Below are 23,396 nucleotides of genomic sequence, written 5' to 3' on the forward strand. Positions count from 1 at the left end.
CACGCTGCACGGATCTATCGGGAGGACCCACGTGTACGGCGACAGCAGCGTCATCCGGAAGCGCGCAGGCCAGGTGCGAGACCAGGGCGCGGACGTCCGGGCCCTCGCCGACCAGCTGGTCGCGACGACCGAGGCCCTCGGCTGGACCGGCCGCGCGGCGCGCGACCTGCACACCCGGGTCACCGAGCGGGCCGCCCACCTCCGCGCCGCCGCCGCGAGCCACGTGACGGCGGCCGACCTCCTCGTCCGCCACGCCCAGGAGGTCGCGGAGCTCCAGGACCGGATCGCCGAGGCCGAGGAGCGCTTCCACGACCTCCGGGCGAGCGGCGAGCTGGTCACCGATGCCGAACCACCACCACCGGGCCACAAGGACTGGCTGACGTTCGAGCTGCCCTGACCGACTGACCTGTCTCACCCGTCCATCCCCGAGGAGACGCGTGCCGACCATCGATCTCACCCCCACCCCCACCGAGGCGGTCGCGACGACACCGCTCGACGCCGCACCGCGCCGGGTCGGCCTGACCCTCCCCGAGCTCCAGCACGCCGCGGCGGCCGCCGGCGGCGCCCCGCTCCCCTTCGAGCTCGCTCCGCCCGCCGACACCGACGGCCTCGAGGACCGGCTCGGCCGGTCCCGGGCCACGACGGCCGACCAGGCCTACCGGTCCGCGGTGGCCGCGCTCCCCGACCCCGAGCAGTCGCTCGCCCGTCGCGGGCTGGTCGTCGACGACCGGCTCGACCCGGCCGTCGCCGGCGCCGTGGGCCTGCTGGCGACGCCGGAGCTCGCCCTCGACGTCGACGTCGCGTGCGGCGGCGTCCAGGCGAAGACCTGGCACCGCGCAGCGGCGGGCGCGGTGGCGTCGCTCTCGACCGTCGACGGCATCGTGTTCGAGCTTGCGTGGTTCCCGGTCGCCGCCTGGCCCGAGGAGCTCGCACGGGTCGCCGCCGTCTCCGAGGAGGTCGCGCTCGGCGAGTCCGCCGTACCCCCGCTCGTGGACCTGCCGTTCGAGCTCGTCGACGCCGCCAGCGAGGCGATCGCCAACGGTCGCGGCGACCTGGTGCAGGTGCTCGCGGCGCGACACGAGGGCGCGGTCCGCGGCCCCGACGGCCCGCTCGCACAGGCCGAGGCGGCCCAGCTCCTCACGGCGCTGTCCGGCGAGGCACAGGGCCGGCTGCGCGCGATCGTCGCGGAGGTCGGGTTGATGCAGGCGGTCGGCGTCGTCGCGTGGACCCTGCTGGCCGACGGCTGGCACGCCCTCCGACCGCACCGCGCGGCCGGGGAGCAGCGCGTGGAGATCCGGCGGGTGGAGCCACGCGACCTCGCCGCCACTCTCGCCCCGGCGCTGACGGAGGCCTCGCGATGAGCAGGCCCCGGCCGACGACGCCTGCGGACCAGGTCCGCCCCGACGCCCAGCAGGCGCTCCGCGCCGAGCGCTACGACCAGATGCTGCGCCTCGCCGACCTGTTCGACGACGCGGGCGAGCAGATGCGCACGTGGGCCAAGGCCGGCGCCGACGTGCTCGCCGACCCCGACGTCGGTGCGTCCGCCGCGCTCTCGCCGGCGACGTACGCCGAGGCGGAGGAGGAGCTCCGCGCGGCGACCACCGGCCGCAACGGCCTGCTCAGCCGCTCGATCGAGCTCGACGCCGACGCGCTGGTGCTGCGCGCGACCGTGCTCACCTACCAGTGGATCGACGACCTGCGGGCCGCCGCCTACCTCACGCTCGGCTCGATCGCGGGCAAGGCGATCGGCTACCTCGCCCCGGAGGTCGCCCTCGGCGGCGCGATCGTGTCGGCCGGGCTGATCGAGACCGACGCGCTCGACCGTGAGGGGATCGCCGCCTACCTGAGCGAGCTCGCCGAGGCCAACCCCGACCTGATGGAGCACATCACCACCGGCGGCGGCCTGGTCGACAGCCTCCAGATGCGTTCGCTGCTGACCGCAGGAGTGCTGGCGGGCGACGGCGGCGGCCTCACCCGCGAGGGCGGCCTCCGCGCCGCGGGCGTCGAGCGCCTCGACACCGGCTTCGGCGCCGCTCTTCGCGACACCGCGGTCGGCCTCGACGCCCCGGAGGCCGTGCTGACGTCGGCCGCGCCCGCGTCGGGCGCGGCGGCCCTGCCGCGCGGCCTCGAGGAGCTTTTCGTCCGGCTCGCCGGCACCCGCGACCCGGTCCGGATCGTGCCCGCCACCGGCGCGCGCCACATCGTCTACCTCTCGGGCGCGCCCTCGGGTGGTGCCCGGCTCGTGGCAGGCGACGTGGCGCCGTACGTCGACGACGCGGTGCGCACCATCGCGGCCGAGATCGGCAACCCCGACGACCCGGTCCACGTGCTGCTCGTCGGCTGCGGCACCGGTGGCGTCGCGGCGGTGACCATCGCGGCCCGCGCCGACCTGCCGGGGTTCGTCGTCGACCGGGTGGTCGCTGCCGACGCACCCGCCACCCAGATGGTGCGGCTCCCCGACTCGGTGCGGGTGCTGGCGCTCGAGGACCGGTCCGACCCGGTGGCGCTGCTCGGCTCGCTCGTCAACGCCAGCGCGGCCAACCGCACGACCGTGGTCTACGACTCGGCGACGGTCGGCTCCGACACCTCGCCGGCGTACGTCGGGGGTGCCCGCGCCGCCGACGCGTCGGCCCACCCCGACCTGGTGGCCGAGATCGACGCACTGCGGGAGCTCGGCTACCTCGCCTGACCGTCGCTCGGCCGGTGGTCGGCGTCAGGAGAGGCCGATCGAGGCGCTCACCCGCGCCAACACGTCGGGATCGGCGAACACCTCGATCTCCACGACCCGGTCGCCGGCGACCGTGAACGCCATGACGCTGAACAGGTCGCCGTCCATGGTGATGACGACGCCGGCCTGACCGTTGACGACCGCCGGGTGGGTGAGCCGGTCGGGGCTCGCGAACATGATCGCGTTGCCCGCGACGGTCTCGGCTCCGCGGTACTCGACCACCCCGCCGCGCGCCGGGCCGAGGTCGGAGAGCAGGACGACGTCGGGGTCGAGCACGCCGACGAGGCGCTCGAAGTCCCCGTCGTCGGCCGCGGCGAAGAACGCGTCGACGACCTTGCGCTGGAGAGCCGGGTCGGTCTCGGGCGCCGGGCCCGCGCCCCGCACGCGCCGCCGGGCACGGCTGGCGAGCTGACGGGTGGCGTCGAGCGACCGGTCGACGATCGGCGCGATCTCGTCGAACGGCACGCCGAACATGTCGTGCAGCACGAACGCCAGCCGCTCGGCCGGGGCGAGCTGGTCGAGCACCACGAGCAGCGCGATCCCCACCGAGTCGGCTAGGAGCGCAGCGTGCTCGGGGTCCGTCGGGTCGTCGCGCACCACCAGCGGGTCGGGCAGCCGGGCGAGCCGGTCCTCGAGCGAGCTCTCCCGCCGGGTCGCCCGGGCGCGCAGGACGTTGAGCGAGATCCGCGAGACCACCGTGGTCAGCCAGCCGCCGAGGTTGTCGATCTCGTCGGCGTCGCTGCGGCTCAGCCGCAGCCAGGCCTCCTGGACTGCGTCCTCGGCCTCGCTCACCGAGCCCAGCACGCGGTAGGCCACCTGGGTCAGGTGGGCGCGGTGCTGCTCGAACTGCTCGGCCAGCCGGTCGGTGTCGCTCACAGGTCTTCCTCTCCTCGCACGCGTGGTCGACCTCCCTGACCCGCGGGCGCCGGTCGATGTGACCGTCGCCGGAAATTCTCGTCCGGGCGGTCACATCGGCGCCACCGGGCGGGTCAGGGAGGACGCAAGCACATGCCAACCGACACGACGACCAAGGAGTCGAGATGAACAACCAGCCCCGCATGGCCAACCCCGCCCAGATCCTCCCGCAGGCGTTCAAGGGGATCGGCAGCCTCCTGGCGGCGATCAACGAGGGCGGCCTCGACGTGAAGACGCTCGAGCTCGTGGGCATCCGCGCCAGCCAGGTCAACGGCTGCGCCGCCTGCGTCCAGCAGCACCTCGAGGGCGCCCAGGCCGCCGGCGAGACGGTCGAGCGGCTGGTCGGCGTCTCCGCGTGGCGCGAGTCGCCGTACTTCACCGACCCGGAGCGCGCCGCGCTGGCGCTCACCGACGCGCTGACGCGGATGGCCGACGCCGAGGACGCCGTGCCGGACGAGCTCTGGCGCGAGGTCACCAAGCACTACGACGAGCGGCAGGTCGCCGCGCTGATCCTGCACATCGCGGTGATGAACATGTTCAACCGCATCAACGTGACCGTGCGCGAGCAGGCCGACCGGCCCAGCTGGAAGCAGTAGCAGGTCGCGGCCGCACCTGGCCCGGCTCGGTTCAGAGCACCAGCCCGTGCACGAACTCGTCGAGCTGGGTCAGGTTGCGGCACTCGATCATCTGCACCACGTCGCGGTAGGTGGGCGCGGCCGAGTCGCCGGTGCCCCAGTTGCGCTCGTGCTCGGGGTTGAGCCAGAACGAGCGGCGGACCGAGCCGGCGAGCCGGCCCAGCACGTCCTCGTTGAGGTCGCTGTAGTTGGAGCGCGCGTCGCCGAGGATCAGCAGCGTCGTCTTCGGCCCGAGCGCGTCGCCGTAGGTCTCCTCGAACTTGCCGAACGCGCGACCGTAGTTGGTGCGGCCCCAGAGCGCGGCGTGGCTGGTCGCCGCGGCGAGGTCGGCCAGCACGTCCGCCGGGTCGGCGCCGGGGCGGAAGTGCTCGGTCACCTCGTGCACGTGGTCGATGAACGTGAACGCACGCATGCTCTGGAACACCTCGCGCAGCGCGAACACGAACAGCAGCGTGAACTGCGCGAAGTTGGCGACCGACCCGCTGACGTCGCACAGCACCACGAGGTCGGTGCGGTGCGGTCGCTTCGGCCGGTGGTACGTCGTGAGCGGCACGCCACCCGTCGCGACGGAGGCGCGGACGGTGCGACGGAAGTCCAGCGGCGCCGTCCGCGCGGTGCGCTTGTGGTGCTCCTTGGTGAGCCGGGTCGCCAGCCGCCGCGCGAGCGGGTAGATCTCGCGGCGCATCTCCTCGAGGTCGGTGCGGCGGGCAGCCATGAAGGCGAGCCGGTCGATGCTCGGCCGCACGGCCACGTCGGCGATGTGGTCGGGCCCCTTCTCCTCGGCGATCCGGCGCCGGGCATCGCCCTCGACCATGGACGTGAACGACCCCACCCGGCGGTCCGCCGTACGCCGCGCGTCGGCCGCCGCGGACTCGTCGGCGCCGTCGGTCATCAGGCCGGCGACGATCCGGTCGACCAGCTCCTGGGGCGCCACCCGCTGCAGTGCGGTGTACGCCGACCAGGACGACATGCCCGGGCCCCGGCCGGGCATGGCGCCGAACTGCGCGACCATCTGCGCGGCGAGCTGTTGCAGGACCTGCTCGTCACCGGTCGCGAGCGCGTCGGCGAGCTCGTCGCGGAACGCCGCCAGCGCCTCGGCGTTGTCGCGGACCGCCGGTCCGTCCTGGTCGTCGGCCTCCACCGCCGCGTCGCCGTCGAGGCGACCGACGCCGTCGCCGACCAGGCGCGGGAAGTACACGTCGAAGAGGGTGTCGAACGTCGTGCGCTGCGACTGCTTCTTCACCAGGGTCGCCGCGAAGACGTCGCGGACCTGCTCCCGGTCGCCCCACCCGACCACGCCGAGGGCCGCCACGGCGTCGAGGTCCTCGGCGAGCGACACCGACAGGCCGGCGCCGCGCAGCGCCTCGACGAACGCGAGGTGCCGGTCGAGCAGGCCGGAGGACATCCCTACTTCTTCCCGAGCCGGAGCTCGCGGATCGCCTTCTCGTGGTCGGAGGCGTGCTTGAGCACCACGCCGAGGGTGTCGGCGACCGCCTTCTCGTCGAGGTCCTTGATCTCCAGCGCGATCAGGGTGCGGGCCCAGTCGACCGACTCGGCGATCGACGGGGCCTTCTTCAGCTCGAGGTCCCGGAGCCTGCCGACCGTGGCGACCAGCTGCTCGGCGATCCGGTCGTCGATGTCGGGCACCTGCGTGGCGAGGATCTCGCGCTCGCGCGCGGCATCGGGATAGTCGAGGTGGAGGTAGAGACAGCGGCGCTTCACCGCCTCGGACAGCTCACGGCTCGCGTTGGACGTCAGCACGACGTACGGGCGGCGCGCGGCCGCGACCGTGCCGAGCTCGGGGATCGTGACCTGGAAGTCGGAGAGCACCTCGAGCAGCAGGCCCTCGACCTCGATGTCGGTCTTGTCGACCTCGTCGATGAGGAGCACGGTGGGCTCCTCCCGGCGGATCGCCGTCAGCAGCGGGCGGGTGAGCAGGAACTCCTCGCTGAAGATGTCGTCGTGCGCCTCGTCCCAGTCGAAGGCGCCGTTGCCGGCGTTCGCCGCCTGGATGCGGAGCAGCTGCTTCTTGTAGTTCCACTCGTAGAGCGCGCGCGCCTCGTCGAGCCCCTCGTAGCACTGGAGGCGCACCAGCTCCGCCCCCGTCGCTCGCGAGACCGCCTTGGCCAGCTCGGTCTTGCCCACGCCGGCCGGCCCCTCGAGCAGCAGCGGCTTCTCCAGCGCGCCCGCGAGGAACGACGTCGTGGCCGTCGCGGCGTCGGTCAGGTAGCCGACGGACGACAGGCGGGAGGCCGCATCGGCCGGGGACGCGAACCAGGTCATGGCCCCATCCTGCCGGGTGATGGCATCTGACAGGGGCGTGGGTCACATCGGGAACGTCGTGACCCCGCCGGGGTGCGCTCGTTGTCACGGGCAGACGCAACAACTGGTCGGCCATGGATCCAGGGGGTGAGAGATGGCTACCGCAATCTCTCCTTCTCGGGTGGAGTCAATGGTCCTGACCGTTCGTACGGCGCTGACCGCCGCCGGCCTCACGATCCTCGTGTGCCTGGCCGCCATCAGCGTCATCGGCGCACCGCCGGAGGCGGCGCCGACCCAGCAGCTGGGCCTGGCGTCCGGCCTCGACAAGATGCTCGAGCGCAACAACTGCTCCACCACCGGCTTCGGCCCGGAGGTCATCCCGAGCAAGGCCATCGTGACCAGCCCCGGCGGGGTCACCCAGCTGGTCTCGTTCGACTACGGCTGGAAGGTCTTCGAGGGCAGGAAGCCCGGCGAGCTCGTCGCCGTGTGCCTGGGCCGCAAGCCCGTCGCCGCCGGCTGACGGAGGCGCCCGTACGTCGCCGCCGGGCGACTCGACAACCCGGCTGACGCCGTCGGCGGGCGGCACTAGAGTCGGGTGCCGATGAACACGACATCGGCCGACAGCCATGACCTGATCCGTGTGCAGGGCGCGCGGGAGAACAACCTCAAGGACGTCAGCGTCGAGCTGCCGAAGCGCCGGCTGTCGGTCTTCACCGGCGTGTCCGGCTCCGGCAAGAGCTCGCTGGTGTTCGCGACGATCGCCGCGGAGTCGCGGCGGCTGATCGACGAGACCTACTCGACGTTCGTCCAGGGGTTCATGCCCAACCTGCCGCGCCCCGACGTGGACGTGCTCGAGGGCCTGACGACCGCCATCCTCGTCGACCAGGAGCGGATGGGCGCCAACCCGCGCTCGACGCTCGGCACCGTCACCGACGCCAACGCGATGCTGCGGTCTCTGTTCAGCCGGATCGGCGAGCCCTACATCGGCGGCCCCACGGCGTTCTCGTTCAACATCCCCACCACGACCGTCGGTGGCGCCTCGGTCACCGAGTCCGGCAAGAAGAACGTGATCAAGCAGCAGGTCTACCTCGGCGGCATGTGCCCGACGTGCGAGGGACGCGGCACCGTCTCCGACCTCGACCTCGCCGCGATCATCGACGAGTCGAAGTCGCTGGAGGAGGGCGCGATCCTGGTGCCGGGCTACACCGCCGACGGCTGGATGGTGGCGCCCTACAAGGAGGTCGTGCCGTCCGACAAGCCGATCTCCAAGCTCACCAAGGCCCAGCGCGAGGACCTCCTCTACGCCGAGCCCCGCAAGGTGAAGGTCGAGAAGATCAACATCACCTACGAGGGCCTGATCCCCAAGATCCGCAAGTCGATGTTCAGCAAGGACCCCGACTCGCTCCAGCCGCACATCAAGGCGTTCGTCGACCGGGCAGCCGTCTTCACGACCTGCGGCACCTGCGACGGCACCCGGCTCAACGACTCGGCCCGCTCCTCCAAGGTTCGCGGCCTCGACATCGGCCAGGTATCGGCCATGCAGGTCACCGACCTGGCCGAGTGGCTGCGCGGCATCGACGAGCCCGGCGTGGCGCCGCTCGTCGCCACCCTGCTGCACCTGCTCGACTCGTTCGTCGAGATCGGCCTCGGCTACCTCTCCCTCGACCGTCCGTCGGGCACGCTGTCCGGCGGTGAGGCGCAGCGCACCAAGATGGTGCGCCACCTCGGCTCCGCGCTCACCGACGTCACCTACGTCTTCGACGAGCCGACCATCGGCCTGCATCCCCACGACATCGAGCGCATGAACAAGCTGCTGCTGGAGCTGCGCGACAAGGGCAACACGGTGCTGGTCGTCGAGCACAAGCCCGAGACGATCGCGATCGCCGACCACGTCGTCGACATGGGACCGGGCGCCGGGTCCGGCGGCGGCGAGGTCGTCTTCGAGGGCACCGTCGAGGGGCTGCGCAAGAGCGGCACCCTCACCGGCGAGCACCTGAGCTATCGGGCGCAGCTGAAGGACCAGGTGCGCGAGCGCACCGGGACGATCGAGGTGCGCGGCGCCGACACCCACAACCTGCAGGACGTCGACGTCGACATCCCGCTCGGCGTGCTCACCGTCGTCACCGGTGTCGCCGGCTCCGGCAAGAGCTCGCTCATCCACGGCTCCGTCGCGGGTCGCGACGGCGTCGTGACGGTCGACCAGAGCGCGATCAAGGGCTCCCGACGGAGCAACCCGGCGACCTACACCGGCCTGCTCGAGCCGATCCGCAAGGCCTTCGCCAAGGCCAACGGGGTCAAGCCGGCGCTCTTCAGCGCCAACTCCGAGGGCGCCTGCCCGACCTGCAAGGGCGCGGGCGTGATCGTCACCGAGCTCGGCTTCATGGACACCGTCTCCACACCGTGCGAGGACTGCGGCGGCAAGCGCTTCCAGGCAGCGGTGCTCGAGCTCCGGCTCGGCGGGCTCAACATCGCCGAGGTGCTCGACCTGCCGGTCGCGGAGGCCCGCGCGTTCTTCGCCGACGGGGAGGCGAAGACCCCGGCGGCCTCCTCGATCCTGGAGCGGCTCGACGACGTCGGCCTCGGCTACCTCCGGCTCGGTCAGCCCCTCAACACCCTGTCCGGCGGCGAGCGGCAGCGCGTCAAGCTCGCCATGAACATGAAGGACCAGGGCGGCGTCTTCATCCTCGACGAGCCCACCACCGGCCTGCACCTCGCCGACGTCGACAACCTGCTCCGGCTCCTCGACCGGCTGGTCGACGCCGGCAAGTCGGTCATCGTGATCGAGCACCACCAGGCCGTCATGGCCCACGCCGACTGGATCATCGACCTCGGGCCGGGCGCCGGTCACGACGGCGGCAAGGTCGTCTTCGAGGGCACCCCCGCCGACCTGGTCGCGCAGCGGTCCACGCTGACCGGCGAGCACCTCGCCGAGTACGTCGGGAAGTAGCCAGCGGTTTCGAGGCTCGGCCGCGGCCGGCCTCGCACCTCAACCACCGGGAAAAAAGAAATCCGCAGTTCTCCAGAACCAATCGGGTCCAGCCGCCATCACACCTGGCATACAGCCGGCAGCAAGCCGGCGGGACACCCGACACAAGGAGAACGACCATGAACATCAAGAAGATCGCCCTCACCGGCTTCGGCACCACCGCTGCGGCCATCGCGCTCGTCGCCGCCACCGGCACCGGCGCCCAGGCCGCGACGCTCCACGGCACCGACTACGCCGACTTCCTCAACGGCACCAACTACAACGACCTGATCAAGGGTTACAACGGCAACGACGAGATCTGGGGCAACGACGGCCACGACGACCTCCACGGCATGGGCCACCGCGACCAGATCTACGCCGGCTACGGCGACGACTACGCCCACGGCGGTGCCGGCTACGACTACGTCGAGCCGGGCTCCGGCTACGACACCGTCAACCTCGCCAAGGGCCACGACCGCGTCTACCTCTGGAACGACGGCTACACCGACTACATCTACTGCGGTGCCGGCTACGACACGGTCGAGTACTACGACTGGGACTACAACGACGTGTTCTACGGCTGCGAGAACTTCGTCCAGGTCTGAGTCGCCCAACGTCGCCTGAGGGGCACCCCGAGAACCTCTCGCAGCGACAACGAACAGCCCCTGGTCCGCCCGCGGACCAGGGGCTGTCTCGCGTCCAGGTGGATGCGGAACCCGCGGTGTGCGCTCTAAGGCGCCGTCGTCCGGGCCGTCCGGACGGGCGCGAGCGGCCCGCAGCGCACGCCGGTGCGGGCGCTGTAGGCGTCGAGGGCGGCGCGGTAGCGCGCGCGGTCGCGCTTGTGAGTCGCCAGGAACCGCAGCTGGCCGGCGAGCCGCCGCGGGGCCGGGTACCAGCGGTCGAAGTCGAGACCGCAGTCCTGGAGCACCTTGGTCGGCACCCGCTCGATCACGAGGCTCAGGTTGTGGAGGATGAGCGCCGAGACGATCGGCGGCGCCGCCGAGGGCGTGCGGGTGCGGGACGCGTGGAAGTCGAGGGCGTAGAGCGGGGCATCGGCCAGCTTGCCGAGGAACATCAGATGGGTCATGTAGTAGCCGGCGACGCTGCTGAACCCGAGCGTCATCGACGAGGAGTTGATCGACAGGACGCGCCCGGAGGCCGAGGTGTAGGGCTCGTGGTCGACGTCGCGCGGGTTGAGGTAGCCGGTGCAGTTGACCACCCAGCTCCCCGCCGGCACCGGGCGCCGCTCACCGCTGCGCAGCACCATCTCCGGCCGGGCGTCGCGGTCCACGACGTCGACGAGGTGGTCGCCGACGACGTGGCTCAGTCCGGCACGCACCGTGTCGGCCTCGGCGGCGGACAGGATGCCGAACGCGTTGTGCGCCGCCGAGTCCAGCGGCGTCACGCCGTACTCGTCGCGGCAGACGCCGACGACCTCGTCCACGTTGGTGCCGTCGAAGCGATTGGCGATCCGGGTGAACATCAGGTTGGGCCGGGTGCCGCCGAACCAACGGCGCGCGCCCTCGACGTACACCAGGTCGCGGTTGAAGAAGTAAGTCCCCGAGCCCGTCACCAGGCCGACCTCCCGGCCGGGCTGCCGCGTGATGATCGTGTGCGCGGTGTCGATCGCGGTCTTGCCGCTGCCGATGATCCACACGGGCGCGTCGTCTCCGACGCCGAGCGGCCCCTCTACTTCGAGGTGCTGGGGCGCGACGGAGCGGACCTGTCGGCTGGTCAGGGGCAGCGGATCGATGACCTCGACGTCGAAGCCGACCGCGTGGATGAACCGGTCGGCGCGGAAGCGGTGCGACGTGCCGTCGGGGCCGCGCGCCACGACCGTCACCCCGCTCGCGTCCTCCTCGTGGGAGAGGAAGTCCCACCCCCAGCGCGCGTCGACGTCGATCCGTGACGCGATCACGTCGTAGCAGTGCCGCAGGTGCGTCAGCACCTCGTCCCGGGTCGGGAGGTAGCTCGGCTCCCGCCCGAGGGTCCACGGGATGTTGCCTGCGGTGAACACCGGGTGCGGCTGGTGGAGCCGCACGTACGGATAGGCGTCGTTCCACATGCCGCCCGGGCCGTCATGCCGGTCGAGCAGCAGGATCCGGCCGGTGCGCGGGAGGTACTCGCTCGCCACGAAGGCGGCGTTCAGGCCGGAGATCCCGGCCCCCAGGATGCAGACGTCGTACGTCGTCTCCGGCTCGTCCATCACGGTGACCTCCGACCCCATGAGCGGTGTGATCCCGAGACGGTCCCTCCACCATGCACCCGCGATTGCCTCTTTGTCGCCCCTTCTGCCCGAATCGGGTGGCGGGTACCGGCCCGGCATGACCGCTGACCTGGCCTACCTGATCGCCGGCGCCAGCCTCCTCCTCGCCGTCCTGCTGCCGGACCTGCTGCGCCGGTGGGCGATCTCGGCACCGATGGTGCTGGTCGCGGTCGGGATGCTGATCGGCGCGCTGCCGATCACCGACGGCCTGCCCGTGGACGTGCACGAGAACCGGGCACTGATCGAGCACACGACCGAGCTGTGCGTGATCGTCGCGCTGATGGGCGTCGGCCTGGCGCTCGACCGGCCCCTGTGGATCCGGAGGCCGAGCACCTGGTGGACGTGGACGGCGACCTGGCGGCTGCTGCTGGTCGCGATGCCGCTGTGCATCGCCGGGATCGCGCTGCTCGGGTGGTGGGCGGGTCTCGCGCCCGCGGCCGCGGTGCTGCTCGGGGCCGTGCTGGCGCCCACCGACCCGGTGCTGGCCTCCGACGTGCAGGTGGCGGGGCCGCAGACCGGCGACCACGAGGTCGACGAGAGCGACGAGCTGCGGTTCACGCTCACCTCCGAGGCGGGCCTCAACGACGGGCTTGCGTTCCCCTTCGTCGCCCTGGCGATCCTCATGGCCACCGAGGCGACGGTCGGCGACTGGGCCCTGGAGTGGCTGGGCTTCCACCTCGTCGCGAAGGTGCTCATCGGGGTCGCGACCGGGATCGCGGTCGGGCAGCTGCTCGCGCACATCGCGTTCCGCTCACAGAGCCGGGCGCTCCGGGTGGCCGAGCGCGGGGAGTCGCTGATGGCGCTGGCCGCGTTAGTCACGGCGTACGGCGTCGCCGAGGTGGCCCAGGGCTACGGGTTCCTCGCCGTCTTTGTCTGCGCGATGACGTTCCGCGACGCCGAGCGCTCTCACGACTACCACGCCGCGATGCACGAGGTGGCCGAGCGGCTCGAGCGGCTGCTGACGCTCTTCGTGCTGCTCGCTCTCGGGATCGCGCTCACCCGCGGGCTGCTCGCCGAGCTGGACTGGCGCGGGGTCGCGATCGGGCTCGCGCTGCTGCTGGTGATCCGGCCGCTGGCCGGGTTCGTGTCCCTGGCCGGCCTGGGCTCGCCGGACCCCGACCACGCCCGGCTCACGACCGGCCAGCGATGGGCCGCCGCGTTCTTCGGGGTCCGCGGCGTCGGCTCGCTCTACTACCTGGCGTACGCCGCCGGCAAGGTCGAGGTCTCCGACTGGCTGTGGGCGACGGTGACGTTCACCATCGTGGCGTCGGTGTTCCTGCACGGGATCCTCGCGACGCCGGTGATGCGGCATGTCGACCCCGACCGCCGTACGGGCAGCGCGCAGGACGGCTGAAGCATCACGGGTAGAGACCGCGCGAGCGGTGCGCCTCGGCGACCGTCTTCACAGCGAGCGAGGTGGCAGCGGCCCGCAGCGTCAGGTCGTGGCGGCGCGCGTGCGACGAGACCCGCTCCCACGCCAGCCGCATCCGCTCTGCCAGCCGCTCCTCGACCTCCTGCACCGACCACCAGTACGCCTGGTTGGCCTGCACCCACTCGAAGTAGGAGACGACGACACCGCCCGCGTTGGCGAGGATGTCGGGCACGACGACGGTGCCCCGGCGGGCGAGGATGGCGTCGGCGGCCGCGGTGGTCGGGCCGTTGGCGCCCTCGACGACGAACCGGGCCCGGACGTCGTGGGCGTTGCCCTCGTGGATGACGCTCTCGATCGCCGCGGGCACGAGGACGGTGACGTCGAGGTAGAGCAGGTCGTCGGCCGCGGGCAGCTCCTCACCACCGGAGAACCCGACGACGGTCCCGGTGCTGTCGACGTGCCGCCCGAGCGCTTCGATGTCCAGGCCCGCCGCGGCGTGGACGGCGCCGTACTGGTCGCTCACGGCCGTCACGGTGACGCCGAGCTCGTGGAGGAACTCCGCCGCTCCCCGGCCGACCTTGCCGAACCCCTGGACGGCTGCGGTCGCCTGGCTCGGCTCCAGGCCGTGCTCGCGCAGCGCGGCCACGGCCGTGTGCACGACGCCCCGCGAGGTGGCGCCCGCCCGGCCCAGGGAGCCGCCCAGGGCGATGGGCTTGCCGGTGACGACGCCGAGCACGGTGCGCCCGTGGCTGACGGAGTAGGTGTCCATCAGCCAGGCCATGGTCTGCTCGTCGGTGCCGATGTCGGGCGCGGGGATGTCGCTCTCGGGGCCGATCACCGGGGAGATCTCGCTGGTGTAGCGCCGCGTGATCCGCTCGAGCTCCGCGGTGCTGTAGCCACGCGGGTCGACCGCCACGCCACCCTTCGCACCGCCGTACGGCACGTCGAGCAGGGCGCACTTCCACGTCATCCACATCGCGAGCGCCCGCACCTCGTCGAGGTTGACGTCCGGGCTGAAGCGAAGGCCGCCCTTGGCGGGGCCGCGGGACAGGTTGTGCTGCACCCGGTGGCCGGTGAGCACCTCGATCCGGCCGTCGTCGCGACGCAGCGGCACGCTGACCGTGACCTCCCGGCGGGGTACGGCGAGCATGGCGTAGACGCTCTCGTCGTAGCCGAGGATGTCGATCGCCTCGCGCAGCTGGGCGCGCGCGTCGGCGAGCGGGTCGGCGGCCGGCGCCGTTCCGGGCGCGGGGGCGGGGGCGGCGGGACGGAGGTCGGTCGAGGTCACCGGAACGCCGCCTGTCCGGTCATGGCCTGGCCGACGACGAGGGTGTGCATCTCGACGGTGCCCTCGTAGGTCAGCACCGACTCGAGGTTGTTCATGTGCCGGATCACCGGGTACTCCAGCGAGATCCCGTTGGCGCCGAGGATCGTGCGCGCCGTGCGGCAGATCTCGAGTGCCTCGCGCACGTTGTTGAGCTTGCCGAGGCTGACCTGCTCGGGCCGCAGCGTGCCGGCGTCCTTGCGTCGCCCGAGGTGGAGCGCGAGCAGCACGCCCTTGGTGTACTCGAGGTTCATGTCGACGAGCTTCTGCTGGGTGAGCTGGAAGCCCGAGATCGGCTTGCCGAACTGGGTGCGCTCGTTCGCGTAGGACAGCGCCGCCGCGAGGGAGGACCGCGCCGCGCCCATGGCACCCCAGACGATGCCGTAGCGCGCCTCGTTGAGGCAGCTGAGCGGGCCCTTGAGGCCCCGGACCTCCGGGAACGCCGCGGAGTCCGGGAGCCGGACGCCGTCGAGCACGATCTCGCCGGTCACCGACGCGCGCAGGGACAGCTTGTGCTTGATCTCGGGGGCGGAGAAGCCGGGGGTGTCGGTCGGTACGACGAACCCGCGCACGCCCTCGTCGGTCTGGGCCCACACGACCGCGACGTCGGCGACCGAGGAGTTGGTGATCCACATCTTGCGGCCGTCGAGGATCCAGTCGCTGCCGTCGCGGCGGGCGCGGGTGCGCATGTTGCCCGGGTCGGACCCGACGTCGGGCTCGGTCAGGCCGAAGCAGCCGATGGCCGTCCCCACCGCCATCCGCGGCAGCCACTCCTGCTTCTGCTGCTCCGAGCCCCAGCGCCAGATCGCGAACATGGCCAGGGATCCCTGCACCGAGACGAGCGAGCGGATGCCCGAGTCGGTCGCCTCCAGCTCGAGACAGGCGAGGCCGTACTCGGTCGCCGACATGCCGGCACAGCCGTAGCCCTCCAGGTGCATGCCGAGCACGCCCAGCGCGCCGAGCTCCTTGGCGAGACCGCGGACGTCCTCGATCGCGCCACGCTCGAACCAGTCGGCGACGTACGGGTCGATGCGCTCGTTGCACAGCTGGCGGACGGAGTCGCGCACGGCCTTCTCGTCGGCGGAGAGCAGGTCGTCGATGCCCGCGGGGTCGAGCGGCTCGAAGGGGGGCAGGGCGTCGTTCGTGCTCATCGGTGGTTCTCCTTGGTCAGCCAGTGGCGGATCTCGTCGTTGTGCTCGCCCAGCCGCGGCGGCGGGGCGTAGGTGTCGATCGGGGTGCTCGAGAAGGCGAGCGGGCTGCGCACCTGGGCGGGGGCGTCACCGACGTCGACGGTCGGCTCGAGACCGAGCCGCTCGGCGAGGTCGAACGCGTCGGCGATGTCGCCGACCTTGCCCGCCGGTACGCCGGCCGCGGTCAGACGTTGCGTCCAGGCGTCGACGGTGTCGGCCCCGAGCGCGTCCTCGAGGGCCGCGACCAGCGCGTCCCGGTGCCGGACCCGGTCGCCGTTGGTGGCGAAGCGCGCGTCGGTGGCGAGCCCGGGCCGCCCGACCACGCGGGCGAGGTCGCGGAACTGGCGGTCGTTGCCGCAGCACAGCGCGAGCTGTCCGTCCTTCGCGGCGAGCGTCTCGTACGGCGCGATGGACGGGTGCCGGTTGCCCATCCCGCCGGGGGCACTGCCGGTCGCGAGGAAGGCCGAGGCCTGGTTGGCCAGCGACCCGAGGAGGCTGGAGAGCAGGTTGACCTCGATGCGCTGCCCGTGGCCGTCGCGGCGCCGCGCGTGGAGCGCGGCGAGGATCGCGGCCACGGCGTCCTTGGACGTGAGCACGTCGACGAGGGCGACGCCCGCCTTCGTGGGCTCGCCCGGCGGACCCGTGATGCTCATCAGGCCGCCCACGGCCTGGACGAGGAAGTCGTAGCCGGGCAGGTCGGCCCCGCCGGCCGAGCCGAAGCCGGTGATCGAGCAGTAGACGACACCGGGGTTGGTGGCGCTGACCTCGCGGTAGCCGAGACCGCGGCGGTCGAGGGTGCCGGCCTTGAAGTTCTCGACGACCACGTCGGCCCGGCGCGCGAGCTCGCGCGCGAGCGCCAGGTCCGACGGCTCGCCGAGGTCGAGCTCGACGGACCGCTTGGACCGGTTCGCGCACTCGAAGTACGAGCTCGAGTTGTCGGTCCACGGCGGCCCCCAGCTGCGGGTGTCGTCGCCCATGCCGGGTCGCTCGACCTTGACGACGTCGGCGCCGAGGTCGGCGAGGGTCGCCGTGGCGAGCGGACCGGCGAGCACACGGCTGAAGTCCGCGACGAGGACGCCCTCCAGTGGCCGGCTCATGCCAGGCCTCCCTCGGCCGTGCGGAGGCGTCCGTCGACGCGGCGCGGCAGCCGCCACGGGTTGTCGGCGCGCGCCTCGGCCGGCAGCCAGGAGTCCTCGGCGGACTGGAACGTCACCGGCCGGACGAACCGGTCGAGGCCGTGGGCGCCGACCGACGTCGCCGCCGGCGCGGTCGTCGAGGGCCAGGGGCCGCCGTGCTGCTGGGCCCAGGTGAACGCCACCCCGGTCGGCCAGTCGTTGACGGTGACCCGGCCGGCCTTGTGGCTGAGGGCGTCGAGCACCCAGGCCGCCTGCGGGTCCTGCGCGTCGTCGGCGACCACGGTGGCGGCGAGCGAGCCCTGGAGGGCGGCGATCGCGTGGCGGAGCTCGTCATCCGTCGCGTACTCCACGACGAGGACGACCGCGCCGAAGCACTCCTCCAGCAGCCGGCTCCCGGGCTTCAGCGCGGTGACGTCCGCGGCGAGGACGGCGGCGGGCGCCGTCCAGCCGGTGCCGTCGCCGCCGACGCCGGCGACCACCTCGGCGCCCGCCGCCGTGAGCTCGTCGATCCCGGCTCGCACCGAGTCCGCGATCGGCTCGGTGAGCATCACCGGCGCGGGCGCCTGCGACCGCAGCGCGCTCGCGACCGCCTCGGCGGCGCCGCTGCCGGACGGCGCGAGCAGCAGGCCGGGCTTGGTGCAGAACTGGCCGTGGCCCAGGGTGAAGGAGCCGACGAAGCCCTCGGCGATCGCCGCGATGTCGGGCACGCGGTCGCGGGTGACCACGACCGGGTTCACCGTGCCCATCTCCGCGAAGACCGGGATGACCACGTCGCGCTGGTTGGCGAGCTGCCACAGAGCGAGTCCGCCCGCCTGGGAGCCGGTGAACGCGACGGCGGCGATCTCGGGTGCCTGCACGAGGTCGACGCCGGCTTGGTGGCCGACCACGACGTCGAACGCGCCGCCGGGCGCACCCGCGCCGTCCAGGGCGGCGCGGGCGATCGCGACCTGCCGCGCCGACAGCTCCGGGTGCGCGGGGTGGGCCTTCGCGACGACCGGGCAGCCGGCTGCCAGCGCGGCTCCGGTGTCGTTGCCGAGCACGCTGAACGCGAACGGGAAGTTGCTCGCGCCGAACACCGCGACCGGGCCGATCGGGCGGTTGACCCGCACCAGCCGGGGCGTCGTGTCCGTCGCCTCGTCGATGGTCACGCCGAGGAAGGAGCCCTCCGCGGCCACGTCGCCGTAGAACCGCAGCTGTGCGGCGGCGCGCGCGACCTCGCCGGTCAGGCGGGGCAGCCCGAGCGCGGTCTCCCGGTCGGCGAGCGCGGCGAGCTCGTCGGCGTGGGCCTCGAGCGCGTCGGCGACCGCGTGCAGCCAGCCGCGCCGCTCTGCGGGAGGCGCCGCAGCGACTGCTGCCGCCGCGCCCTGGGCCCGGTGGACCGCGGCGGCCAGGTCGGCGGGTGAGGTCTCCTCGACGGCGCCGCCGGCCGCGCCGGTGCGGGGGTCGTACGACGTGATGCTCACGACGCGTCCCGCACGGCGCTCTCGAGCACGCCGACGGCCTCGTCGAGCAGGTCGAACGGGATGACCAGCGGAGGCAGGAGCCGGATGACGTTGCCGAACGTGCCGCACACGAGAGTCAGCACTCCCTCCGCGTGGCACGCGGCGGCGACCGCCTTCGCGATCTCCGGCGCGGGCTCGGTGGTGCCGGGCCGGACGAGCTCCACGGCCAGCATCGCCCCACGGCCGCGCGCGTCTCCCACGACCGAGCCGGGCCCGGCGAGCGCTCGCAGCCGGGGGAGGACGCGCTCCTCGATCTGCGCGGCACGGGCGACGAGATTTTCGCGCTCGATGGTCTCCAGGGCGCCGAGCGCCGCCGCGCAGGCGACGGGGTTTCCGGCGTACGTGCCTCCGAGCCCGCCGGGCGGCACGGCGTCCATCAGCTCCGCGCGGCCGGTCACCGCGGCGAGGGGCATGCCGCCGGCGAGGGCCTTCGCCGTGGTGATCAGGTCCGGCACGACGCCCTCGTGGTCGCACGCGAACATCGCGCCGGTGCGCGCGAGCCCGGTCTGGATCTCGTCGGCGACGAAGACGATGCCGTGCTCGGCGGCGAAGTCCTGGACCGCCTTCAGGTAGCCCGGTGGCGGGACGATGAACCCGCCCTCTCCCTGGATGGGCTCGGCCACGATCGCCGCCACGTTGGTCGCGCCGACCTGCGTGAGCACGACGTCCTTCAGCGCCGCGAGCGCCTCGGCCGCCGCGTTCTCCGGCCCGGAGGGCCAGCGGTAGGGATACGGCGACGGCACGCGGTAGACCTCGGGGGCGAACGGGCCGAAGCCCTGCTTGTACGGCACGTTCTTGGCGGTCATCGACATCGTCAGCAGCGTGCGCCCGTGATACGCGTGACCGAGGACGACGACGGCCGGCCGGCCCGTGGCCGTGCGCGCGATCTTGATCGCGTTCTCGACCGCCTCGGCACCCGTCGTGAACAGGGCGGTCTTCTTCCGGTGGTCGCCCGGGGTCAGCCGGTTGAGCGCCGCCGCGACGTCGACGAAGCCGTCGTACTCGGTGACGAGGAAGCAGGTGTGGGTGAACCGCTCCGCCTGCTCGCTGATCCGTCGTACGACGGCGGGGTCGGACGCGCCCACGCTGGTGACGGCGATGCCGGAGGCGAGGTCGATGATGTGGTTGCCGTCGACGTCGACGATGATCCCGCCGCCCGCGCGCTCGACGAACACGGGCATCGTGACGCCGAGGCCGTCGGACAGCTCGCGGGCGCGCTGCTCCTGGAGCTTGACGGACGTGGGTCCGGGGATGGCCGTGGCGAGAATGCGGCGCTGTTCGGGCTGCGACATCGTTCCTCCGTCGGGTCGTGGTGAGGACGACGCTAGAGAGACGCCGGCCCCCTGCGCTTCGTGCATTCCGACGAGTACGTGATCGGCTCGGGCGGTTCGCCCAGTCCCGGTCAGGCGAGTCCCCGAGCCCGCAGCGCGAGCCACGTCTCCGCGGCGACGTCGGGGTCGTCGACGTCGAGACCGAGCAGCGCACGGGCCTTGCCGACCCGGTAGCGCAGGGTGTTGCGGTGCACCCCGAGCGCGGCCGCGGCCTGCTCCCAGTGGCCGCGGTGGCGCAGGAACGCGACCAGCGCGTCGACCAGGTCGGCACCGGCGGCCGCGGCGAACTCCTCGAGCGCGCGGGCCGTCGCGCCCGGCGCGGTCGACCGAGGCAGCTCGACGGTGCCCGCGGCCAGCGAGCCGAGCCGGCCGAGCAGCCGCGCCCGGACGGCGCCGGCCGACTCGGCCGACACGAGCTCGGAGACGATCGCGGTCGCCGACGGGTCCGCGTCGACCAGCCGCCGCGCGAGCTCCACGGTGGCGGGGTGCGTGTCGGGCAGGAGGGCCCACGCCGTGGTGCGGTCGACCATGACGGCGAGGGTGTCGGGGCACCACTGCTCGACGACGCGGACCAGGTCCTCGCTGTCGCGGCCGCGCAGGGCTGCGACGGCGACCTCGCGCCGCGGCCGGGGCGCGCCGGTCTCGGCCGCGAGGCTCCGCGCGGCAGCGACGTGGCCGTTGTCGACCAGCACGGCGACGCAGCGCCGTACCGCCTCCCGGGCCGACTCTGCGCGCTGGTCGCGCAGCGCGTCGAGGCTCAGCAGCGCCGCCGCGGTCAGCACCACCCGGCGCTGCGCGGGCTCGAGCCGCCGCGGCGAGGCGGCTGCGAGAAAGCCGACGATCCGGCTCTCGACCGCGAGCGGGAACACGACGACGACGTGTCGGTCGGTGGTGAACGACGCCGACGACCGGTGGCCCGCGACCTCGAGCCGGGCGACCTCGGCCTCGAGCACCTCGGCCTCGTCGGCGAGGCCGACCGGATAGATCTGGTCGACGGCGCCGTCCGCGGTCAGCAGGGCGGCCCAGCCCTCGACGATCCGCGCGAGCCGGCGCAGGATCGCCGCCGCCGCGTCGGGTGCTGCGGCCGCGTCGACCAGCGCCCGGTGCGCCGCGACCGCGTCGGTCAGCTGCTGCTCGGTGGACCGGGCCTGGGCCGACCAGTAGGCGCGGGAGATGGTGAGGAACGGCGTCGGGGCCGGCACCACGAGCAGCGGGAGGCCCTGGTCGCGGCATGCGTCGGCGAGCGCGTCCGGGATCGCGTCGTGGACGGGCCCCACCCCGAATGCGAGCGCGCTGATGTCCGCCTCGCGCAGTCGCGCGACGTACCGCCGGCAGCCGATCTTGTTGGTCGGAAGCGCGATGCCGGTGGTGAGGAGCAGCTCACCGCCGGTGAGGTAGCTGTTGGGGTCGGGCAGCTCGCTGATGTGGACGCCGGTGATCTCGCGCTCGGGGGCCGCGAAGCCCTCGGCCGGGGACAGGTGGTGTCCCAGGGCCGAGCAGAGCGACGCGACGGTGGGCGCGGCCATGCGGCAATCCTCGGGCTGTACGACGAACCTCGGGCGAGGTTGGTCGGATCATCCCAGATCGTCGCCGGCCGAGCGGCCGCGCGCGGCGACGAGCATCGCCTTCAGCAGGAGTGCGAGCTCGCGGTCGCTGCCGTCGTCGTCCTCGGGGTGGAACTGCACCCCGAGCACCCAGCGAGTCGGGTGCTCGACGCCCTCGACCACCCCGTCGAGCGCCCGCGCGGCGACCACGAGCTCGTCGGCGACGCGGTCGACGGCCTGGTGGTGGCCGGACCGGACGACGAGCGGACCGGCGCCGACGATCTCGGCGAGCCGGCTGCCCGCGAGGACCTCGACCTTCTCGTCGAGGAACATCGGCTCGCCCGGACCGCCGCGGTGCAGGTGGTAGTCCTCGATGTCGGGGACGATCGTCCCGCCGTACGCGACGTTGATCAGCTGGGAGCCGCGGCAGATGCCGAGCACGGGGCGGTCCGCGTCGGCGTACTGCCGGATCATGGCGAGGCTGGCGCGGTCGGCGGCCTCGTCGACGCCGTACGAGTTGGGGACCTCGCCCTCCGGCCCGCCGTAGCACGCCGCGGCGATGTCGCCGCCGCCGAGCACGAACAGCGCGTCGGCGTCGCGCCCCCAGACCAGCGCGGCCTCGAGCTCGCGCGGGTCGGAGGAGTCGACGAGCGTGTACGACGCCCCGGCCTCCGTCGTGGCGACCAGCGCACTGCGAGTGAACCGGCGGACGAGCTCGGCCACCGGCTCGGTGAGGTCCGGGAAGTTGAGCGAGACGAGGACGGCGACGTGCGGCCGGCCGGGCTCACGCGGGTGCGCGCCGGGCGCCTCGACCTCGGCGCGGGTGACGACGGGCACGGAGGAGGGCATCGTGCTCATCGCTGGACGTAGAAGACGCGCTGGTTGACGAACTCGCCGATGCCGAGCGGCCCGAGCTCGCGCCCGAAGCCGGAGCGCTTGGTGCCGCCGAACGGCACGTCGGCGAAGCCATCGGCGGCCGGCAGGTTGACGTTGGCCATGCCGACGTCGAGCCGCTGCGCGACCCGGGTCGCGCGCTCCTCGTCGGTCGACCAGACCGCTCCCCCGAGGCCGAAGTCCACGGCGTTCGCCAGCTCGACGGCCTCGTCGTCGGTGCTGACCTTGTAGACCACGGCGACCGGGCCGAACAGCTCCTCGTGCCACGCGCGCATCTCGGGGGTGACTCCGGTCAGCACGGCCGGGCTGAACCACGCGTGGTCGCCGAGCTCGCCACCCACGTGCAGGGTCGCGCCCTTGTCGACGGCGTCCCGCACCTGGGCGAGCAGGCCCTCGGCCGCCTTGCGCGAGACCATCGGCGAGTAGCCGTCGGCGTCGGTGCGGGGCGTCATCGCCGAGGCGCGCTCCACGAGACCGGCCACGAAGTCGTCGTACACCTCGTCCATGACGATCATCCGCTTGTTGGAGTTGCAGGCCTGGCCCATGTTGGCGATCCGGGTCTGCCAGGCGGTCTCGGCGGTGGCGTCGACGTCGTCGGTGTCGAGCACGATGTAGGGGTCGGAGCCGCCGAGCTCGAGGACCACCTTCTTCAGGTGGCGACCGGCCGCCTCCGCGACGGCGGTGCCGGCGCGCTCCGAGCCCGTGAGGGAGACCCCGCGGACCCGCGGGTCGGCGATCATGGTCGCCACCTGCTCGTGGGTGGCGAAGAGGTTGACGTAGACACCGTCGGGCACCCCCGCGTCGGCCATCAGCTGCGCGATCGCGCGGGCGGAGGTCGGGCAGTTCTCCGCGTGCTTGAGGATGATCGTGTTGCCGGCGACCAGGTTGGGGGCCGCGAAGCGCGCGACCTGGTAGTAGGGGTAGTTCCAGGGCATCACGCCGAGCAGCGGGCCGATCGGCAGGTGCTCGATCCGGCCGCCGGGGTGACCGGGGAGCGGCTGGTCGGCGAGGAGCCCCGGGCCCTGGTCGGCGTAGTAGCCGAAGATCTCGGCGCAGAAGCCCGCCTCTCCGGCGGCGTCCGCGGGGCTCTTGCCCATCTCGGTGGTGATCAGCTCGCCGAGCTCCGCGGAGCGCTCGGAGAACAGGGCCGCGACCCGCTTCACCACGGAGACGCGCTCGTCGATGGGCGTCGCCCGCCACGTCTCGTACGCCGCGGCGGCGCGTGCGAGCGCGCTCTCGACCTCGGCGTCGGTCGCGAACGGGAACGTCTCCAACACCGCTCCGGTGGCGGGGTTGGTGACCTGGTAGGGCGGGGTCTGGGTCATGGGTGGT

20 protein-coding genes are annotated in these 23,396 nt (G+C 72.9%); 8 read left to right on the forward strand and 12 right to left on the reverse strand.

Translation table 11 applies throughout. The features are described 5' to 3' along the window. Positions 1 to 31: 31 nt before the first annotated feature. Genes HNR19_RS19370 through HNR19_RS19380 form a run of 3 tightly spaced genes read left to right on the forward strand, consistent with a single transcriptional unit; the run spans position 32 to position 2,689 of the window. Complete coding sequence (locus HNR19_RS19370) at positions 32 to 397, forward strand: hypothetical protein (protein ID WP_179669433.1); 366 nt, start codon at positions 32 to 34, stop codon at positions 395 to 397. A 40-nt stretch (positions 398 to 437) separates the two neighbouring features. Beyond that, complete coding sequence (locus HNR19_RS19375; RefSeq protein WP_179669434.1) at positions 438 to 1,361, forward strand: hypothetical protein; 924 nt, start codon at positions 438 to 440, stop codon at positions 1,359 to 1,361. After that, the gene (locus HNR19_RS19380; RefSeq protein ID WP_179669435.1) at positions 1,358 to 2,689 is read left to right on the forward strand and encodes a hypothetical protein; all 1,332 of its coding nucleotides are present in this window, start codon (positions 1,358 to 1,360) and stop codon (positions 2,687 to 2,689) included. The genes HNR19_RS19375 and HNR19_RS19380 overlap by 4 nt, the downstream gene beginning before the upstream one ends. Positions 2,690 to 2,713: 24 nt before the next feature. On the opposite strand, the gene HNR19_RS19385 is transcribed toward HNR19_RS19380, so the two are convergent. Further along, positions 2,714 to 3,604, reverse strand: coding sequence for a sigma-70 family RNA polymerase sigma factor (locus HNR19_RS19385; protein ID WP_179669436.1), 891 nt, complete (start codon positions 3,602 to 3,604; stop codon positions 2,714 to 2,716). A gap of 164 nt (positions 3,605 to 3,768) precedes the next feature. On the opposite strand from HNR19_RS19385, the gene HNR19_RS19390 reads away from it, so the two are divergent. Continuing rightward, entirely contained in the window at positions 3,769 to 4,239 is a 471-nt protein-coding gene (locus tag HNR19_RS19390) for a carboxymuconolactone decarboxylase family protein (protein ID WP_246303551.1), read from the forward strand. A gap of 31 nt (positions 4,240 to 4,270) precedes the next feature. On the opposite strand, the gene HNR19_RS19395 is transcribed toward HNR19_RS19390, so the two are convergent. Both HNR19_RS19395 and HNR19_RS19400 read right to left on the reverse strand, forming a co-directional pair. Further along, positions 4,271 to 5,683: a VWA domain-containing protein gene (locus tag HNR19_RS19395; protein WP_179669437.1), complete on the reverse strand. Its 1,413-nt coding sequence runs from the start codon at positions 5,681 to 5,683 to the stop codon at positions 4,271 to 4,273. Between the two features lie 2 nt (positions 5,684 to 5,685). Beyond that, complete coding sequence (locus HNR19_RS19400) at positions 5,686 to 6,561, reverse strand: AAA family ATPase (RefSeq protein ID WP_179669438.1); 876 nt, start codon at positions 6,559 to 6,561, stop codon at positions 5,686 to 5,688. A gap of 169 nt (positions 6,562 to 6,730) precedes the next feature. Between HNR19_RS19400 and HNR19_RS19405 the strand changes: the two genes are divergently transcribed. The 3 genes from HNR19_RS19405 to HNR19_RS19415 all read left to right on the forward strand — a co-directional run bounded on the left by HNR19_RS19405 (position 6,731) and on the right by HNR19_RS19415 (position 10,110). Further along, on the forward strand, positions 6,731 to 7,060 hold the full coding sequence (locus HNR19_RS19405; RefSeq protein WP_179669439.1) for a hypothetical protein: 330 nt from the start codon (positions 6,731 to 6,733) through the stop codon (positions 7,058 to 7,060). An 81-nt stretch (positions 7,061 to 7,141) separates the two neighbouring features. Further along, complete coding sequence (locus tag HNR19_RS19410; protein ID WP_179669440.1) at positions 7,142 to 9,487, forward strand: ATP-binding cassette domain-containing protein; 2,346 nt, start codon at positions 7,142 to 7,144, stop codon at positions 9,485 to 9,487. Positions 9,488 to 9,645: 158 nt separating this feature from the next. Beyond that, positions 9,646 to 10,110, forward strand: coding sequence for a calcium-binding protein (locus HNR19_RS19415; RefSeq protein ID WP_179669441.1), 465 nt, complete (start codon positions 9,646 to 9,648; stop codon positions 10,108 to 10,110). A gap of 125 nt (positions 10,111 to 10,235) precedes the next feature. On the opposite strand, the gene HNR19_RS19420 is transcribed toward HNR19_RS19415, so the two are convergent. Beyond that, positions 10,236 to 11,711, reverse strand: coding sequence for an NAD(P)-binding protein (locus tag HNR19_RS19420; protein ID WP_218910321.1), 1,476 nt, complete (start codon positions 11,709 to 11,711; stop codon positions 10,236 to 10,238). Between the two features lie 118 nt (positions 11,712 to 11,829). Between HNR19_RS19420 and HNR19_RS19425 the strand changes: the two genes are divergently transcribed. Beyond that, the gene (locus tag HNR19_RS19425; protein WP_179669443.1) at positions 11,830 to 13,125 is read left to right on the forward strand and encodes a cation:proton antiporter; all 1,296 of its coding nucleotides are present in this window, start codon (positions 11,830 to 11,832) and stop codon (positions 13,123 to 13,125) included. A 4-nt stretch (positions 13,126 to 13,129) separates the two neighbouring features. Here HNR19_RS19425 and HNR19_RS19430 read toward each other — a convergent pair whose 3' ends face one another. The 8 genes from HNR19_RS19430 to HNR19_RS19465 form a co-directional block, all read right to left on the reverse strand. Beyond that, positions 13,130 to 14,431, reverse strand: a complete 1,302-nt coding sequence (locus HNR19_RS19430) for a Glu/Leu/Phe/Val dehydrogenase dimerization domain-containing protein (RefSeq protein ID WP_218910322.1) — start codon at positions 14,429 to 14,431, stop codon at positions 13,130 to 13,132. Beyond that, the gene (locus HNR19_RS19435; RefSeq protein ID WP_179669444.1) at positions 14,428 to 15,618 is read right to left on the reverse strand and encodes an acyl-CoA dehydrogenase family protein; all 1,191 of its coding nucleotides are present in this window, start codon (positions 15,616 to 15,618) and stop codon (positions 14,428 to 14,430) included. Before HNR19_RS19435 ends, HNR19_RS19430 begins: the two co-directional genes overlap by 4 nt. After that, positions 15,615 to 16,754, reverse strand: a complete 1,140-nt coding sequence (locus HNR19_RS19440; protein WP_179669445.1) for a CaiB/BaiF CoA transferase family protein — start codon at positions 16,752 to 16,754, stop codon at positions 15,615 to 15,617. The genes HNR19_RS19435 and HNR19_RS19440 overlap by 4 nt, the downstream gene beginning before the upstream one ends. Continuing rightward, the gene (locus tag HNR19_RS19445) at positions 16,751 to 18,256 is read right to left on the reverse strand and encodes an aldehyde dehydrogenase family protein (protein WP_179669446.1); all 1,506 of its coding nucleotides are present in this window, start codon (positions 18,254 to 18,256) and stop codon (positions 16,751 to 16,753) included. The genes HNR19_RS19440 and HNR19_RS19445 overlap by 4 nt, the downstream gene beginning before the upstream one ends. After that, entirely contained in the window at positions 18,253 to 19,587 is a 1,335-nt protein-coding gene (gabT, locus tag HNR19_RS19450; RefSeq protein ID WP_179669447.1) for a 4-aminobutyrate--2-oxoglutarate transaminase, read from the reverse strand. Before gabT ends, HNR19_RS19445 begins: the two co-directional genes overlap by 4 nt. Before the next feature lie 110 nt (positions 19,588 to 19,697). Further along, a complete protein-coding gene (locus tag HNR19_RS19455; protein ID WP_179669448.1) occupies positions 19,698 to 21,152 on the reverse strand; it encodes a PucR family transcriptional regulator in 1,455 nt (484 codons plus the stop codon). 48 nt (positions 21,153 to 21,200) lie between these two features. Continuing rightward, entirely contained in the window at positions 21,201 to 22,028 is an 828-nt protein-coding gene (locus HNR19_RS19460) for a gamma-glutamyl-gamma-aminobutyrate hydrolase family protein (RefSeq protein WP_218910323.1), read from the reverse strand. Next, the gene (locus HNR19_RS19465) at positions 22,025 to 23,389 is read right to left on the reverse strand and encodes an NAD-dependent succinate-semialdehyde dehydrogenase (protein WP_179669449.1); all 1,365 of its coding nucleotides are present in this window, start codon (positions 23,387 to 23,389) and stop codon (positions 22,025 to 22,027) included. Before HNR19_RS19465 ends, HNR19_RS19460 begins: the two co-directional genes overlap by 4 nt. Positions 23,390 to 23,396 lie beyond the last annotated feature (7 nt).

The organism is Nocardioides thalensis (assembly GCF_013410655.1).
Lineage (GTDB): Bacteria > Actinomycetota > Actinomycetes > Propionibacteriales > Nocardioidaceae > Nocardioides > Nocardioides thalensis.